Consider the following 15,224-nt stretch of genomic DNA (forward strand, 5'->3'; position numbering starts at 1 on the left):
CGCTCAAGGGCCGCTTCGACGCGCGGGCTTGTTGTCCGCGCCGCGCGCGGCGCCGTAGCGGTGCAGCGTCTGCGCGCGCGCCTCGGCATGGTCCACCACCGGCTTCGGATAGGTCTCGCCGAGCGTGATGCCGGCGGCCTCGAGCTCGACCGGCGACGCGGCCCACGGCGCGTGGATCGCGGCATTCGACAGGCCCGCCAGCTCCGGCAGGTAGCGCCGGATGAACTTGCCTTCGGGGTCGAAGCGCTCGCTCTGCGTGACGGGGTTGAAGATCCGGAAGTAGGGCTGCGCGTCGCAACCGCTTGAGCTGGCCCACTGCCAGCCGCCGTTGTTGGAGGCGAGCTCGAAGTCGTTGAGGTGCAGCGCAAAGTAGCGCTCGCCGCGCCGCCAGTCCAGCCCCAGGTCCTTGCAGAGGAAGCTCGCCACCACCATGCGCAGCCGGTTGTGCATGTAGCCGCTCTGGTTGATCTGGCGCATGGCCGCGTCCACCAGCGGATAGCCGGTGCAGCCCTGGCACCAGGCTTCGAACAGCTGGTCGGCGTGCTTGCCGTGGTGCCACTGGATCTTGTCGTACTCGGGGCGGAAGCTCTTCGACTCGCCGTTCGCGTGCACGTGCGGGAAGTGCGCCAGGATCTGGAAGTAGAAGTCGCGCCAGATCAGCTCGCTGAGCCAGGTCGATGCGCCCGGGTTGCCGCCCAGCGACAGCTGGTGCGCCACGCCCGCCACCTGGCGGATCGACACCGTGCCGAAGCGCAGGTGCACGCCCAGGTAGCTCGGCCCGCGCACCGCTGGAAAGTTGCGCGCAGCGTCGTAGCGGTCGATGCGCTGGAAGAAATCTTCGAACAGCGCCGCGGCCCCCGCGCTGCCGGGCGGAATGCCGAGCTCGGCCAGGTTGGTGGCGGCAAAGCCGATGTCGCCCAGCGCAGGCACCGGCGCGCGGTGCGGCTCGGGCGGCGGCGCCAGCGCTTCGGCATAGGCCCGCACCGGGTAGGGCTTGAGGAAGAAGTCGTCCACCTTCGCGAGCCAGGCTCGCTTGTAGGGCGTGAAGACCGTGTAGGGCTGGCCCACCTTGGTCAGCACCTCGTCGCGGTCGAACACGTTCGTGTCCTTGTAGGTGTGAAAGCTCACGCCCGCATTGGCCAGCGCGCCGAGCACCTGGGCGTCGCGCGCCAGCGCGTCGGGCTCGTCGTCGCGGTTGGCGAAGACCGCCTGCACGTCCATCTCGTGGGCCAGCGCCGGCACCTCGTCGACCGCGGCGGCATGCCGCACGATCAGCCCGCCGCCGAGCGCCTGCAGCTCGGCGTCGAGCGCCACGAGCGATTCGCGGATGAATTCGACCCGCCGGTCGGCCCGCGGCAGCGGGTCGAGGATCGGCCGGTCGAAGACGAAAACGCACAGCAGCTGGCGGCAGCTGCGCAGCGCGTGGTAGAGCGCTGCGTTGTCGTCCACGCGCAGGTCGCGGCGAAACCACATGAGCCCTTTTGGATAGGGCTTGTCGACGGCCAGTAAAATCGGGGGCATATGGCTGCCGATTCTGCCCCGATGAACCTCACGCATCACTTTCTGATCGCGATGCCGGGGATGGAAGATAAAACTTTCAACCGCAGCGTCGTCTACCTTTGCGAGCACAGCGAGCGCGGCGCCCTCGGGCTCGTGATCAACAAGCCCAGCGACATCAACCTCAAGGTGCTGTTCGAGAAGATCGAGCTCCACCTGTCGCGCCCCGAGATCGGCGACGCCCCCGTGTTCCAGGGCGGACCGGTCCAGACCGAGCGCGGCTTCGTGCTGCACGAGCCGGTGTTCTCGCACGCCGAAAAGCCCGACGAATCGGTCTACGCCTCGACCATGACCATTCCCGGCGGGCTCGAGATGACCACCTCGAAGGACGTGCTCGAGGCGCTGGCCACCGGCGCCGGCCCGCGCAAGGTGCTGGTCTCGCTCGGCTATGCGGCCTGGGGCGAGGGGCAGCTCGAGTCGGAACTGGCCGAGAACAGCTGGCTCACCGTGGGCGCCGATCCGGCCGTGATCTTCGACACGCCGATCGAGCAGCGCTACGACAAGGCGCTGCTGCTGCTCGGGCTCGAGGCCTGGAAGCTGTCCCCGGAAGCGGGGCACGCGTGATGGCTGCCGCCATGACGGACGCTCCTTCTTCTACTTCCGCCGTTTCCGTTCCCGCCCACTTCCAGAGCTTCCTGGCCTTCGATTTCGGCGCCAAGCGCACCGGCGTGGCGAGCGGCAACCGGCTGCTCGGCACCGCCACGCCGCAGGCCACGATCAAGGCCGAGGGCGCCGATGCCCGCTTCGCGCAGGTCGAGGCCCGTATCCGCGAATGGCAGCCCGATGCGCTGGTGGTCGGCGTGCCTTGGCACCCCGACGGCGCCCCGCACGAGAACACCCGCCGCGCGCAGAAGTTCGCGCGCCAGCTGCGCGGGCGGTTCAATCTGCAGGTGTTCGAGGTCGACGAGCGCTACAGCACGACCGAGGCGCTGGCCTCGGGCGCGCGCGACGCCGACGCGGCCTCGGCCTGCATCATCCTGGAGCAATTCCTGAGGAGTCTTCCGTGAGTTCCAATCCCGCCATTCCCGACGCAGAAGCGCTCTATACCCAGCTGCTCGCCGGCGTGAAGGCGCTGATGCGCGCCGACACCCGGCTGGTCGGCATCACCTCCGGCGGCGCCTGGCTCGTGGAGCGGCTGCAGAAAGACCTCGGCCTCGCCGGCGCGCCCGGCGTCATCTCGTCGGCCATGCACCGCGACGACTTCGCGCGCCGCGGCCTCTCGGCCAGCGCGCAGACCGCGCTGCCGTTCGACGTGAACGGCGCCGACGTGCTGCTGCTCGACGACGTGCTCTACACCGGCCGCACCATCCGCGCCGTGCTCAACGAGCTGTTCGACTTCGGCCGGCCGGGTTGCGTGCGGCTGGCCGTGCTGGTCGACCGTGGCGGGCGCGAGCTGCCGGTGGCGGCCGATTTCGCGGCCGCCCGGCTCACGCTGCCGGCCTCGCAGCTGCTGGCCCTGGCACGGGCCGACGACGGCGCCTTCAGCCTCAAGGTCGAGCAAAGCAACTAGGCGGACGACCCCATGCTCTACAAGCGAAACCCCCAGCTCAACAAGAACGGCGAGCTCATCCACCTGCTGTCGATCGAGGGCCTGCCGAAGGACATCGTCACGCACATCCTCGACACCGCGGCCAACTTCACGAGCGTGAGCGACCGCGAGGTCAAGAAGGTGCCGCTCTTGCGGGGCAAGAGCGTGTTCAACCTGTTCTTCGAGAACTCCACGCGCACCCGCACCACCTTCGAGATCGCGGCCAAGCGGCTGTCGGCCGACGTCATCAACCTCGACATCGCGCGGTCCTCGGCCACCAAGGGCGAATCGCTGCTCGACACCATCGCCAACCTGAGCGCCATGGCGGCCGACCTGTTCGTGGTGCGCCACAGCGAGTCGGGCGCGCCGTACCTGATTGCGCAGCATGTCGCGCCGCACGTGCACGTGGTGAACGCCGGCGACGGCCGCCATGCGCACCCCACGCAGGGGCTGCTCGACATGTACACGATCCGCCACTACAAGAAGGACTTTTCGAACCTCACGGTGGCCATCGTGGGCGACGTGCTGCATTCGCGCGTGGCGCGCTCCGACATCCACGCGCTCACCACGCTGGGCTGCGCTGAGGTGCGCGTGGTCGGCCCCAAGACCCTGGTGCCCACCGACATGGCCGGCATGGGCGTGCGCGTGTGCCACACGCTCGAAGAAGGCATCCGCGATTGCGACGTCATCATCATGCTGCGGCTGCAGAACGAGCGCATGAGCGGCGCGCTGCTGCCGTCGTCGCAGGAGTTCTTCAAGACCTTCGGCCTCACGCCCGAGAAGCTGCAGCTCGCCAAGCCCGATGCGATCGTCATGCACCCGGGGCCGATCAACCGCGGCGTCGAGATCGACTCGGCCGTGGTCGACGGCAAGCAGAGCGTGATCCTGCCGCAGGTCACTTTCGGCATCGCGGTGCGCATGGCCGTGATGAGCATCGTCGCAGGTAACGAAGCATGAACATCCACATCACCAATGGGCGTGTCGTCGACCCCGCCTCGGGCACCGACAAGCAGGCCGACATCGCCGTCGCCGATGGCCGCATCGCCGCCGTCGGCAGCATGCCCGCCGGCTTCAAGGCCGAGCGCACCATCGATGCCGCGGGCTGCATCGTGGCCCCGGGCCTCGTCGACCTCGCCGCGCGGCTGCGCGAGCCCGGCTACGAGCACGAGGGCATGCTCGAGAGCGAAATGGCCGCGGCCGTCGCGGGCGGCGTGACCAGCCTCGTGTGCCCGCCCGACACCGACCCCGTGCTCGACGAGCCCGGCCTTGTCGAGATGCTCAAGTTCCGCGCCGAGAAGCTGCAGGGCGCGCGCCTGTTCCCGCTTGGCGCGCTCACGCGCGGCCTTGCCGGCGGCGTGCTGACCGAAATGGCCGAGCTCACCGAGGCCGGCTGCATCGGCTTCAGCCAGGCCGACGTGCCGCTGGCCGACACCCAGGTGCTGCAGCGCGCGCTGCTCTACGCCAGCACCTTCGGCTACACCGTCTGGCTGCGCCCGCAGGACCGCGACCTCGGCAAGGGCGTGGCCGCCAGCGGCCCGCTCGCCACGCGGCTCGGCCTCTCGGGCGTGCCCGTGTCGGCCGAGACGATCGCGATCTTCACCATCGTCGAGCTCATGAAGAGCACCGGCGCGCGCGTGCACCTGTGCCGCATCTCCAGCGCCGCCGGCGTCGCGCTGGTGCGCGAGGCCAAGGCGCGCGGGCTGCCGCTCACCTGCGACGTCAGCATCAATTCGCTGCACCTGGCCGACACCGACATCGGCTTCTTCGACAGCCGCGCGCGGCTCAACCCGCCGCTGCGCCAGCAGGGCGACCGCGATGCGCTCTCGGCCGGCCTGGCCGACGGCACCATCGACGCCCTGGTGTCCGACCACACGCCCGTCGAGGCCGACGCCAAGACGCTGCCCTTTGCCGAAGCCGAACCCGGCGCCACCGGCCTCGAGCTGCTGCTGCCGCTCGCGCTGCAATGGGCCGAGCGCAGCGGCGCCGGCCTGGCGCGCGCCATCGAGGCGATCACCGCCGCGCCCGCACGGCTGCTCGCCGCGGCCGATGCAGCCAGCGGCATCGGGCGGCTGTCGGTCGGCGGCGTGGCCGACCTCTGCGTCGTCGATCCGGCGCTCGAATGGCAGGTGCAGCCCGAGGCGCTCCGCAGCCAGGGCAAGCACACGCCGTTCGCCGGCTACCCGATGCAGGGGCGCGTGCGCCACACGCTGGTCGCGGGCCGCGTCGTTCACGGCTGAAATGCTGCAATCGCTGAACGCTTGCCGGCGCCTGCTGCATGCGGTGGTGCATGTGCTCGGCGGCTGGTGGACGATTCGCTTCACCTTTCCGCGCCTCACGCCGGCCGAGCGCAATGCGCGCGTGCAGGCGTGGTCGCTGCGCCTGCTCCAGATCATGGGCGTGACGCTCGAGGTGCAGGGCACGCCGCCGGCGCACGGGCCGGTGCTGGTGATCTGCAACCACCTCTCGTGGCTCGACATCTCCAGCATCCATGCCGCCTGCCACCTGCGCTTCGTCTCCAAGGCCGGCGTCCGGCACTGGCCGGTGATCGGCACGCTCGCCTCGGGCGCCGGTTCGCTCTACATCGAGCGCGAGCGCCAGCGCGACGCGCTGCGCGTGGTGCACCACATGACCGAGGCGCTGCGCAACGGCGACATGATCGGCGTGTTCCCCGAAGGCACCACCAGCGACGGCCGAGGGCTGCTGCCGTTTCACGCCAACCTGCTGCAGGCCGCCATCTCGTCGGGCGCGCCCATCGTTCCCGCCGCGCTGCGCTTTGCCGACGCCTCCACCCGCGAGACCAGCCAGGCGCCGCGCTACATCGGTGACGACAACCTGCTGACTTCCCTCTGGAACACCCTGCGCGCGCCGCCGCTGTTGGCCATCGTGCGCTTTGGCGAGCCGCAGGATTCCCATGGCCAGGCCCGCCGCGCCTGGGCCCAGTCGCTGCATGCGGATGTGCAGCAGCTGCGGCGCGAGATGCACTGACGCGGCGGCGTTCCACAAAAAAAGCGCTCCCGAAGGAGCGCTTAACGACGCACGGATGCGTCGTGAGGAGGAAACGGACCGCCCAGGCTGCCTCTGCGACCTGGGCTCTGGCTTGGAGCGTGAGCGCGGCGCGGGCGGGGGCTTGCGGGAGAAGTCAGTCGGCGGACGTGGGCGGGTGCCTACATCTGTGCTGATGGCTATGTCGGCGATGAAGATTGCCAACCCGCGCGGGCGCGATGCGTCGGATCATGGAGGCTCAAATCCAAGGAGCCGGACCAATGACGTTGAACAAATTTCGCAAGTTGCTCGGCGGGGCCATTTCCCTCGCTGGCGCGGTGGTGCTTGTGAGGCAGCACCTGTAGAGCTTGCTGCGTCACAGCCAGCGGCGCGGGCGCAGCCCGTCAGCGCTCTAAATGTCACTTGAGTTGACAATTTTGTAAGTTGTTTGCGGCATTTGTCGCTTTCACTAACAAATATTGTCGTTTATGCGCTACGCATCAAGTGTTGTGAAAACTTTTGGAGGACAGTTGGCTGCGTTTACAGGTTGGCATGCGACCTGCGATGGAGAGTGGGCCCTGGGGGCGTTCCCCCGGTGATTTTTCCAACCCTCTCCAAGGACTTGTCTCATGAACCACCGCACGCTCGCTCGCCGCGCACAAGCCGGCTTTACGCTGATCGAACTGATGATCGTTGTGGCGATCATCGGCATCTTGGCCGCTATCGCTATTCCGCAGTACCAGACCTATGTCGCGAAGTCGCAGGTTCAGCGCGTCGTGTCGGAAGCTGGGGCAATCAAGACAGCGATCGAAGCGTGCCTGCTGGATGGCAAAACGACGGTTGGCGACCCCGCGGATGCGGCGACCAACTGCGATCCTCAAGCCACTGGCTCGAACTTGCAGGCAACTGACGGCAATGCTGCTCCGACCATCGCTGAGACTTGGGCTACTGCTGGCTCGGGTGTCCCCGAAGTGACCCTCTCGGCAACTGCAGCTTCGACGGTCGTCGCCACTTTTGGCAACAGCGCTGCGACGGTTCTCTCGTCGGGTCCCGGCACCATCACTTGGAGCCGCGCTGTTGATGGCTCCTGGACTTGCACGGCCGCGGAAATCGAGGCCAAGTACACGACCTCGGCTTGCCCGCTTGCTGTAGCAGGCTGATCTTTCGAGATAGCCCCAAACGGCCGCCTTCGGGCGGCCTTTTTTGTTCTGCTAAAGAACGATATGCCCGAGTCCAAGCACGAAGCCCAAGGCTTCACGTTGGTCGAATTGATGGTCATCGTGGCAGTCATCGGGATCGTCGTGGCCGTCGCGATCCCGCAATACCAAACCTATATCTACAGGTCACATGTCCAGCGCGTCGTCGGCGAGACTGCCGGTTTGAAGCCCGCCGTAGAGTTGTGCATCCTGAGTGGCCGAACCGAGGTGGGGAACTCATCGACGTCGGGCAAGTGCGACCCGCAAGCCGTTGGTTCTAACCTGCAAGCTACTGCCGGGAATGCAGCTCCGACGATCGAGCTTCCTTGGTCGTCACGCGGGCTCGGCGTTCCGCACGTCTCGCTCTCCACCACCAGCACGTCGACCATCGTCGCGACGTTTGGAAATCTCGCCGGCGCTCCCCTGCAAATGCCGACCGCTGGGACGATCACGTGGAGCCGAACCGCCGATGGAAGTTGGTCCTGCCGCGCCGCCCACATCGACTCCAAGTACGCCAGCCCGGCCTGCCCGCTCTAGCGCCCAAACGAAAAAGCCGTCGACAAAAATCGACGGCTTTCATGACGAACCGGTGGTGCCTTCGACAGGAATCGAACCTGTATCTGAGTCTTAGGAGGACCCCGTTCTATCCATTGAACTACGAAGACGGCAGCGGCCCGGACTTTACCACCGGCACCGCCCGTAGCTCGCTCAGCGCAGCCCGATGCGCGAGGCCTGCCAGCGCAGCGCCGCAGCACGCGCGGGGTCGGACGCCTCGATGCGGTCCGCACGCTTGTGCAGGGCGCGCATTTGCTCGACTTCCTCGATGATCTTGCGCGGGCTCAGCAGGGCGCCGACGAGCACGCCGGCCTCGATGGCCAGCGCCTTGAGCGCGCCGGTCAAGCCACTGCCGATGGCGCTTGCGCCGGTCGAACGGTCAAGGGTGGGCATAGGAATCTCCTGGTTGCGGAAAGTTAAGGGAATACCCGTATTTTAGGGTTTACCCGAAACCGACCGAAAACCGAGGAAAACAAGGCCTTAGAGCGGACTGAAAGCGGCCCCATCGCAAGGGCTCGCGGTTGCATAAGAGTCCCCGCACGCGTCAAGCGGCGCGGGCATACCCCGAGACACAATTCTCCGAAAAGTTGACCATGGTCAAGCCGCCGAGTTCTTCCAGCGCGCACCATCTGCCCTGTTCGCATCTCAGCTCGGATTCAGAAAAAAAGAGCGCACCTTACACAGGAGACAAATGATGAAGAACTTCCTTTCGCGTGTCCGCACCTGCCGGACCAACGTCCTCACCGCAGCCGTCATGGCGCTCGCGGTGGCCACCCCCGCCGCAGCATGGGAACCCACCAAACCGGTGGAGTTCGTGATCCCCGCAGGCACCGGCGGCGGCGCCGACCAGATGGCGCGGCTGCTGCAAGGCATCGTCATCAAGCACAAGCTGATGAAGGAGCCGTTGATCGTCGTGAACAAGTCGGGCGGCGCGGGCGCCGAAGGCTTCCTCGCGGTGAAGGATGCGAAGGGCGATCCGCACAAGATCATCATCTCGCTCTCCAACCTGTTCACCACGCCGATGGCCACGGGCGTGCCATTCAACTGGAAGGACATGACGCCCGTCGCGATGCTGGCGCTCGACCAATTCGTGCTGTGGACCAACGCCGAGCAGCCCTACAAGACGGCCGCCGAGTTCATCGCAGCGGCCAAGGCGGCCGGCCCGAGCAAGTTCAAGATGGCCGGCACCGGCTCCAAGCAGGAAGACCAGATCATCACGGTGGCGCTCGAGAAGGCCACGGGCACCAAGTTCATCTACGTGCCGTACAAGGGCGGCGGCGAAGTGGCGGTGCAACTGGTGGGCGGCCATGTGCAGTCGACGGTCAACAACCCGATCGAGGCGGTGGCGCAATGGCGTGCAGGCAAGCTGCGCGCGCTGTGCGTGTTCGACGACGAGCGCATGGCCTTCAAGACCAAGGTGACCGACACGCAGTCGTGGAACGACATCCCCACGTGCAAGGAAGCCGGCGTGCCGACCAACTACACGATGCTGCGCGGCATCTTCATGCCGGCTGGCGTGAAGCCCGAGCAACTGGCCTTCTACGTCGACCTGTTGACCAAAATCACGGCCACGCCCGACTGGAAGGAATACATGGAGAAGGGTGCCTTCAACCCGACCTTCATGACGGGTGACGCGTTCACCAAGTGGCTCACGCAGGCCGAAGCCACGCACCGCACGCTGATGAGCGAAGCGGGCTTCCTCGCCGCGAGCAGCAAGTAAGTAAGCGGCCGGGCGTGCGCGGCGCACGCTCCTGATGGCGGCCGTCGTCCTGCGGGACGGCGGGCGGGCCGCTGCATTCCGGCTTTGCAGCAGACACACACACGAACGATGGGGATTCCATGGAGCACGATGAGATTTCGGAAGGCCCGCGCACGGGCGTAGCGACCAACGTGGTCGAGGCGGTGGTGGCGGCGATCCTGCTGGTGGTGGGACTGGTGGTGATCTACGAAAGTCAGCGCCTCGGCTCGGGCTGGACCAGCGATGGGCCCGGTTCGGGATATTTCCCGTTCTACATCGGCGTGATCGTCACCATTTCCGCGGCCGGCATCCTGTACCAGGCGCTGCTCGGCAAGGAGCGCAACACCGAAGTGTTCGTCGATTCGGTGCAGCTCAAGCGGGTGCTTTCCGTGCTCCTGCCGGCGATGGTCTACGTGTTCGCCATTTGGTTGTTCGGCCTGTATGTCGCCTCGGCGGTGTACATCGCGCTGTTCATGGTGCTCCTGGGCAAGTACTCGTGGATCAAGAGCGCCATCGCGGCGCTCGCAGTCAACACGCTGTTCTTCTTCATGTTCGAGGTCTGGTTCAAGGTGCCGCTGTTCAAGGGCACGCTGGATCCCCTCGCCTTTCTCGGTTATTGAATCTCACGGAGCACAGGCGAAATGGAAGAAATCAGTGCCCTCCTTCAGGGCTTCTCGGTGATCCTCACGCCGACGAACATCGGCCTGATGTTCCTCGGCATCATCCTGGGCGTTCTGATCGGTGTGCTGCCCGGACTGGGCGGCGCCAACGGCGTGGCGATCCTGCTGCCGCTCACCTTCACGATGTCGCCGACCTCGGCGATCATCATGCTGTCGTGCATCTACTGGGGCGCGTTGTTCGGCGGGGCCATCACCTCGATCCTGTTCAACATCCCGGGCGAGCCATGGTCGGTGGCCACCACCTTCGATGGCTATCCGATGGCGCAGCAGGGCAATGCAGGCGCGGCGCTCACCACGGCCTTCACTTCGTCGTTCATCGGTGCGCTGCTGGCGGTGATCATGATCACCTTCCTTGCGCCGCTGGTGGCCCGGTTCGCGCTCAAGTTCGGTTCGCCCGAATTCTTCGCGGTGTACCTGCTCACCTTCTGCAGCTTCGTCGGCATGGGCAAGGGCTCGCCCTTCAAGATCCTGGCATCGATGGCGCTCGGCTTCGCATTGGGGAGCGTGGGCATGGACACGGTCACGGGCCAGCTGCGGCTCACCTTCGGCCAGGCCGAGCTGATGCGCGGCTTCGACTTCCTGATCGCGGTGATCGGCCTGTTCGGCATCGGCGAGATCCTGCTGTCGATGGAAGAGGGCCTGAAGTTCTCGGGCAAGAGCGCCAAGATCGATCCCAAGATCGTGCTGCAGACCTGGAAGCAGCTGCCGCAGTACTGGGTGACCTCGCTGCGCAGCTCGCTGGTCGGCATCTGGATGGGCATCACCCCGGGCGGCGCAACGCCGGCCTCGTTCATGGCCTACGGCCTGGCCAAGAAGATGTCCAAGCGCGGCTCCAAGTTCGGCACCGGCCAGATGGAAGGCATCGTGGCGCCCGAGACCGCGGCGCACGCGGCCGGCACCAGCGCGCTGCTGCCGATGCTGGCGCTCGGCATTCCGGGCTCGCCCACGGCCGCGGTGCTGCTGGGTGGCTTGCTGATCTGGGGCCTGCAGCCCGGACCGCTGCTGTTCGTCGAGCAGAAGGACTTCGTCTGGGGCCTGATCGCGAGCATGTACCTCGGCAACGTGGTGGGCCTGATCGTGGTGCTGAGCACGGTGCCGCTGTTCGCGTCGATCCTGCGCATCCCGTTCTCGATCATCGCGCCGGTGATCATCGTGATCTGCGCCATCGGCGCCTACACGGTGCACAACGCGATGCTCGACATCTGGTTCATGCTCGGGTTCGGCGTGATGGGCTACCTGTTCAAGAAGCTCGACTATCCGCTCGCGCCGCTGGTGCTGGCGCTGGTGCTCGGCGACAAGGCCGAAGACTCGTTCCGGCAGGCCATGCTGGTCTCGCAGGGCGACGTGATGATCATGTTCTCGAACCCGCTGGTCGGCGGCATCACCACCCTGGCGCTGGTGCTGCTGTTCTGGCCGCTGATCTCCAAGGTGATGTCGTATATCAAGCCGAAGAAGCCGGATGAGTTCGCCGTCGAGCGCCCGGTGGACTGACCGATCGAACGGAGCACACACACCATGCCAGTCATCGCACTCACCCAGGAGATGGGCTCGCTCGCCAAGGACGTGTCGCAGCGCCTGGCCGAGCAGCTCGGCCTCGAGATCATGCGCCACGAGACGATCGAGCGCGTGGCCGACCGCATGCAGGTGCCGACCAGCCTGATCGGCCGGTTGCGCGGCGGCAAGGCCGGTTTCGTCGAACGCTTCACGGCCGACCGGCGCAGCCTGGCGCTCTACACGGCCGAAGAGCTTTTCGCGCTGGCCGACCGCGGCAACGTGGTGCTGCGCGGCTGGGGCGCGACCTGCCTGCTGCGGCCGGTGCCGCACGTGGTGTGCGTGCGCATCACGCGCTCGATGAAGAAGCGCGTCGAATGGCTGATGGCGCACCTCGAAACCGACGACGCCGAGTTCGCCGAGGCCGAGATCCGGCGCAGCGACGACGCGCATGCGGCGCGCATGCATGCGCAGTTCGGCGTGACCTGGGGCGACCCGGTGCTCTACGACCTGGTGCTCAACACCGACCGGCTCTCGGTCGACAGCTGCGTGGCGCAGATCGCGGCGCTGGTCCAGCGCCCCGAGTTCGCCGAAACCCCGGCTTCGCGCGCGCTGCTGGGCAACATGGCGCTGGCGGCCCGCGTGAAATCGGCGCTGAAGGACAACGAGGCCACGGCCGACATCCGCGTGACGGTCGAGGCCGACCAGGGCCAGGTCACGCTGCGCGGCATCGTGCTCAATGAGGAAGAGCGCACGCTTACGCAGGAAGTGGCCGCCAAGGTCGACGGCGTGGGTGGCGTCGACAACGCGCTGCGGCTGATGACCGTGCCGCGGCGTTTCGCGTCGTCGAAGCAGACCTGAGCGCGCGGCCGGCGCGAGCGAGCTAGATTTTTCCGCGCTTGCGGAGTCGGCTCAGGGTTTCCGCGGAGAGGTTGAGGTACGAGGCCAGTTCCTTGCTCGGAATGCGGTCCTCGAGCTCGGGGTGTTTTCGCATGAAGCGGTGCACGCGGCCCGGCGCATCGAGCAGGTGCAGCGTGATGGTGTGGGCCATGATTTCGCTCATGCCGCGCATCACGCAGTACTCGAACAGTTCCTTGGTCTCGGCGTGCCGGTCCAGGAAGGCGATCCATTCCTTCAGCGGCAGGCTCGCCACGCGGGCCTTGGTGACGCAGACGATGCCGTAGGGCGTGGGCGTGCCCAGGCGCAGCGCGGCGTAGCTGGTCTCCATGTCGTGGGCGTCGGCGAAGCGCAGGATCATTTCCTTGCCCTCGGGGTTGCTCACCACCCGCTTGAGGATGCCGTCGAGGATGAAGTACTGCTCCATCTCGCGCACGCCCTGGTGCAGCAAAAAATCGCCCTTGTTGCCGTCCACGATGACGAGATGGGTTTCCAGCTCGGCGCGATCGCTCTCGCTCAGGTCCTTGAGAAGGATGTTCTGCCGGAGCTGTGCGCGAATGATGTTTTTCTCCGGGTGGTTTTCCAACAACGTCATGGGTCCCGTTTTGCTCGAATTCGCAACTTCACATCTGGTTCGTCTGGCCGCTGGCCGTTTTCGCGAAAGTTGACCGCGGTCAACGTTCGAAAGCATGCCCCCGAATCATAGTCCCGGCTCGGGCCTCGGCCATTCACCAAAGCAAGAAGGAGAGACATGTCTTCAGTAAGAACGGACAAAGAGGCATCCACGACCCTGGACGACGCCCTCAAGCCCAAGCCCCGGGCCACCGATGGCGATTCGGTCGTGCACGCGCTCAAGCAGCCCGGCGACGAACAACAGGAGGCGGAGACTACAGACGGCTTCCACCTGGTCATCGATGCGCTGAAGCTGAACGACATCGACACGATCTTCGGGCTGCCTGGCATTCCCATCACCGACCTCACGCGCATGGCACAGGCCGAAGGCATGCGCGTCATCTCGTTCCGCCACGAGCAGCACGCGGGCAACGCGGCCGCGGCGGCCGGATTTCTCACGCAGAAGCCCGGCATCTGCCTGACGGTGTCGGCGCCCGGGTTCCTGAACGGCCTGACGGCGCTGGCCAATGCCACCACCAACTGCTTCCCGATGATTCTCATCAGCGGCTCGAGTGAGCGCGAGATCGTCGACCTGCAGCAGGGCGACTATGAAGAGATGGACCAGCTCGCGATCGCCAAGCCGCTGTGCAAGGCCGCGTTCCGCGTGCTGCATGCCGAGGACATCGGCGTGGGCATTGCGCGCGCCATCCGCTCGGCACTGTCGGGCCGCCCGGGTGGCGTGTACCTCGACCTGCCGGCCAAGCTGTTCGCGCAGACCATGGACGCGGTCAAGGGCCGCAACTCGCTGATCAAGGTGGTCGATCCCGCGCCGCGGCAGATCCCGGCGCCCGACGCGGTGCAGCGCGCGCTCGACCTGCTCAAGAGCGCCAAGAAGCCGCTGATCCTGCTCGGCAAGGGCGCGGCCTACGCGCAGGCCGATGCCGACATCCGCGCGCTGGTCGAGAAGACCGGCATTCCGTACCTGCCGATGTCGATGGCCAAGGGCCTCCTGCCCGACACGCATGCGCAGTCGGCCGCTGCGGCCCGCTCGTACGTGCTGCAAGAGGCCGACGTGGTGCTGCTGGTCGGCGCGCGCCTGAACTGGCTGCTCTCGCACGGCAAGGGCAAGACCTGGGCGCAGGACAAGGGCGCCAAGAAGTTCATCCAGATCGACATCGCACCGACCGAGATCGACAGCAACGTGGCCATCGCGGCCCCGGTGATCGGCGACATCGGCTCGTGCGTGGCGGCGCTGCTCGCGGGCATCGACGGCAAATGGGCCAAGCCGCCGGCCGACTGGACCGGCGCGATCGCCGAGCGCAAGGACAAGAACCTGTCGAAGATGGCCGCCACGCTCGCCGAGCGCCCGTCGCCGATGAACTTCCACAGTGCGCTCAGCGTGATCCGCGACCAGGTCAAGGCGCGCCCCGATGCGATCGTGGTGAACGAAGGGGCCAACACGCTCGACTTCGCGCGCAGCATCGTCGACATGTACGAGCCGCGCAAGCGCCTCGACGTGGGCACCTGGGGGATCATGGGCATCGGCATGGGCTTTGCCGTGGCCGCCGCGGTGGTCACCGACAAGCCGGTGATCGCCATCGAGGGCGACAGCGCCTTCGGCTTCAGCGGCATGGAGGTGGAGACCATCTGCCGCTACAACCTGCCGATCTGCATCATCGTCTTCAACAACAACGGCGTCTACCGCGGCACCGACGTGAACGCCAGCGGCACGCCCGACGTCGCGCCCACCGTGTTCGTGAAGAACGCGCGCTACGACAAGCTGATGGAGGCCTTCGGCGGCGTGGGTGTCAACGCCACCACCGCCGACGAGCTGCAGAAGGCGCTGGCCGAAGCCGTCGCCTCGCGCCGCCCGACGCTGATCAACGCCGTCATCGACGAGACCGCGGGCACCGAAAGCGGCCGCATCACCAGTCTCAACCCGGCCACGGCCAAGAAGAAGTAATTCGTTCATTCATCCAAGGAGATAC

16 protein-coding genes and 1 tRNA gene are annotated in these 15,224 nt (G+C 66.5%); 13 read left to right on the plus strand and 4 right to left on the minus strand.

Annotation, left to right across the window (positions count from 1 at the left end):
• Positions 1 to 3 precede the first annotated feature (3 nt).
• On the minus strand, positions 4 to 1,521 hold the full coding sequence (locus tag AC3A6G_RS17130; RefSeq protein WP_487874146.1) for a cryptochrome/photolyase family protein: 1,518 nt from the start codon (positions 1,519 to 1,521) through the stop codon (positions 4 to 6).
• Here AC3A6G_RS17130 and AC3A6G_RS17135 point away from each other — a divergent pair, their 5' ends adjacent.
• The 8 genes from AC3A6G_RS17135 (at position 1,522) to AC3A6G_RS17170 (ending at position 7,800) form a co-directional block, all read left to right on the plus strand.
• Positions 1,522 to 2,121 carry a YqgE/AlgH family protein gene (locus AC3A6G_RS17135; RefSeq protein WP_487863152.1) on the plus strand — a complete coding sequence of 200 codons (600 nt, stop codon included), beginning with the start codon at positions 1,522 to 1,524 and terminating at the stop codon, positions 2,119 to 2,121. It begins immediately after the preceding gene.
• Positions 2,121 to 2,564: a Holliday junction resolvase RuvX gene (gene ruvX, locus AC3A6G_RS17140; RefSeq protein ID WP_487863170.1), complete on the plus strand. Its 444-nt coding sequence runs from the start codon at positions 2,121 to 2,123 to the stop codon at positions 2,562 to 2,564. The genes AC3A6G_RS17135 and ruvX overlap by 1 nt, the downstream gene beginning before the upstream one ends.
• Positions 2,561 to 3,067 (plus strand): bifunctional pyr operon transcriptional regulator/uracil phosphoribosyltransferase PyrR, encoded by a 507-nt coding sequence (pyrR, locus tag AC3A6G_RS17145; protein ID WP_487874147.1) that lies wholly within the window; start codon positions 2,561 to 2,563, stop codon positions 3,065 to 3,067. The genes ruvX and pyrR overlap by 4 nt, the downstream gene beginning before the upstream one ends.
• 12 nt (positions 3,068 to 3,079) lie before the next feature.
• Positions 3,080 to 4,042 (plus strand): aspartate carbamoyltransferase catalytic subunit, encoded by a 963-nt coding sequence (locus AC3A6G_RS17150; protein ID WP_487865112.1) that lies wholly within the window; start codon positions 3,080 to 3,082, stop codon positions 4,040 to 4,042.
• On the plus strand, positions 4,039 to 5,322 hold the full coding sequence (locus tag AC3A6G_RS17155; RefSeq protein WP_487874148.1) for a dihydroorotase: 1,284 nt from the start codon (positions 4,039 to 4,041) through the stop codon (positions 5,320 to 5,322). Before AC3A6G_RS17150 ends, AC3A6G_RS17155 begins: the two co-directional genes overlap by 4 nt.
• Before the next feature lies 1 nt (position 5,323).
• Complete coding sequence (locus AC3A6G_RS17160) at positions 5,324 to 6,070, plus strand: lysophospholipid acyltransferase family protein (RefSeq protein ID WP_487874149.1); 747 nt, start codon at positions 5,324 to 5,326, stop codon at positions 6,068 to 6,070.
• A gap of 626 nt (positions 6,071 to 6,696) precedes the next feature.
• Positions 6,697 to 7,227 (plus strand): pilin, encoded by a 531-nt coding sequence (locus tag AC3A6G_RS17165; RefSeq protein ID WP_487874150.1) that lies wholly within the window; start codon positions 6,697 to 6,699, stop codon positions 7,225 to 7,227.
• 63 nt (positions 7,228 to 7,290) lie between these two features.
• Positions 7,291 to 7,800, plus strand: a complete 510-nt coding sequence (locus tag AC3A6G_RS17170) for a pilin (RefSeq protein ID WP_487874151.1) — start codon at positions 7,291 to 7,293, stop codon at positions 7,798 to 7,800.
• 53 nt (positions 7,801 to 7,853) lie between these two features.
• Here the strand turns inward: AC3A6G_RS17170 and AC3A6G_RS17175 are convergent.
• Positions 7,854 to 7,928 (minus strand) — tRNA-Arg (locus AC3A6G_RS17175).
• Between the two features lie 43 nt (positions 7,929 to 7,971).
• Positions 7,972 to 8,211 carry a hypothetical protein gene (locus AC3A6G_RS17180; RefSeq protein ID WP_487863139.1) on the minus strand — a complete coding sequence of 80 codons (240 nt, stop codon included), beginning with the start codon at positions 8,209 to 8,211 and terminating at the stop codon, positions 7,972 to 7,974.
• Positions 8,212 to 8,509: 298 nt separating this feature from the next.
• Here AC3A6G_RS17180 and AC3A6G_RS17185 point away from each other — a divergent pair, with 298 nt between their 5' ends.
• From AC3A6G_RS17185 to AC3A6G_RS17200, 4 genes are all read left to right on the plus strand, one after another.
• Positions 8,510 to 9,538, plus strand: coding sequence for a Bug family tripartite tricarboxylate transporter substrate binding protein (locus AC3A6G_RS17185; RefSeq protein ID WP_487865121.1), 1,029 nt, complete (start codon positions 8,510 to 8,512; stop codon positions 9,536 to 9,538).
• A gap of 119 nt (positions 9,539 to 9,657) precedes the next feature.
• Entirely contained in the window at positions 9,658 to 10,176 is a 519-nt protein-coding gene (locus AC3A6G_RS17190; protein WP_487863137.1) for a tripartite tricarboxylate transporter TctB family protein, read from the plus strand.
• A 21-nt stretch (positions 10,177 to 10,197) separates the two neighbouring features.
• Positions 10,198 to 11,727: a tripartite tricarboxylate transporter permease gene (locus tag AC3A6G_RS17195; RefSeq protein ID WP_487863136.1), complete on the plus strand. Its 1,530-nt coding sequence runs from the start codon at positions 10,198 to 10,200 to the stop codon at positions 11,725 to 11,727.
• 24 nt (positions 11,728 to 11,751) lie between these two features.
• Positions 11,752 to 12,588, plus strand: coding sequence for a cytidylate kinase family protein (locus AC3A6G_RS17200; RefSeq protein WP_487874152.1), 837 nt, complete (start codon positions 11,752 to 11,754; stop codon positions 12,586 to 12,588).
• Positions 12,589 to 12,610: 22 nt separating this feature from the next.
• Here the strand turns inward: AC3A6G_RS17200 and AC3A6G_RS17205 are convergent, their stop codons facing one another.
• Entirely contained in the window at positions 12,611 to 13,219 is a 609-nt protein-coding gene (locus tag AC3A6G_RS17205) for a Crp/Fnr family transcriptional regulator (protein ID WP_487863134.1), read from the minus strand.
• A gap of 156 nt (positions 13,220 to 13,375) precedes the next feature.
• Here AC3A6G_RS17205 and oxc point away from each other — a divergent pair, with 156 nt between their 5' ends.
• Positions 13,376 to 15,199, plus strand: a complete 1,824-nt coding sequence (gene oxc / locus AC3A6G_RS17210; RefSeq protein WP_487863133.1) for an oxalyl-CoA decarboxylase — start codon at positions 13,376 to 13,378, stop codon at positions 15,197 to 15,199.
• The last annotated feature ends 25 nt before the right edge of the window (positions 15,200 to 15,224 follow it).

It is taken from the genome of Variovorax sp. Soil_C_26, from assembly GCF_057657075.1.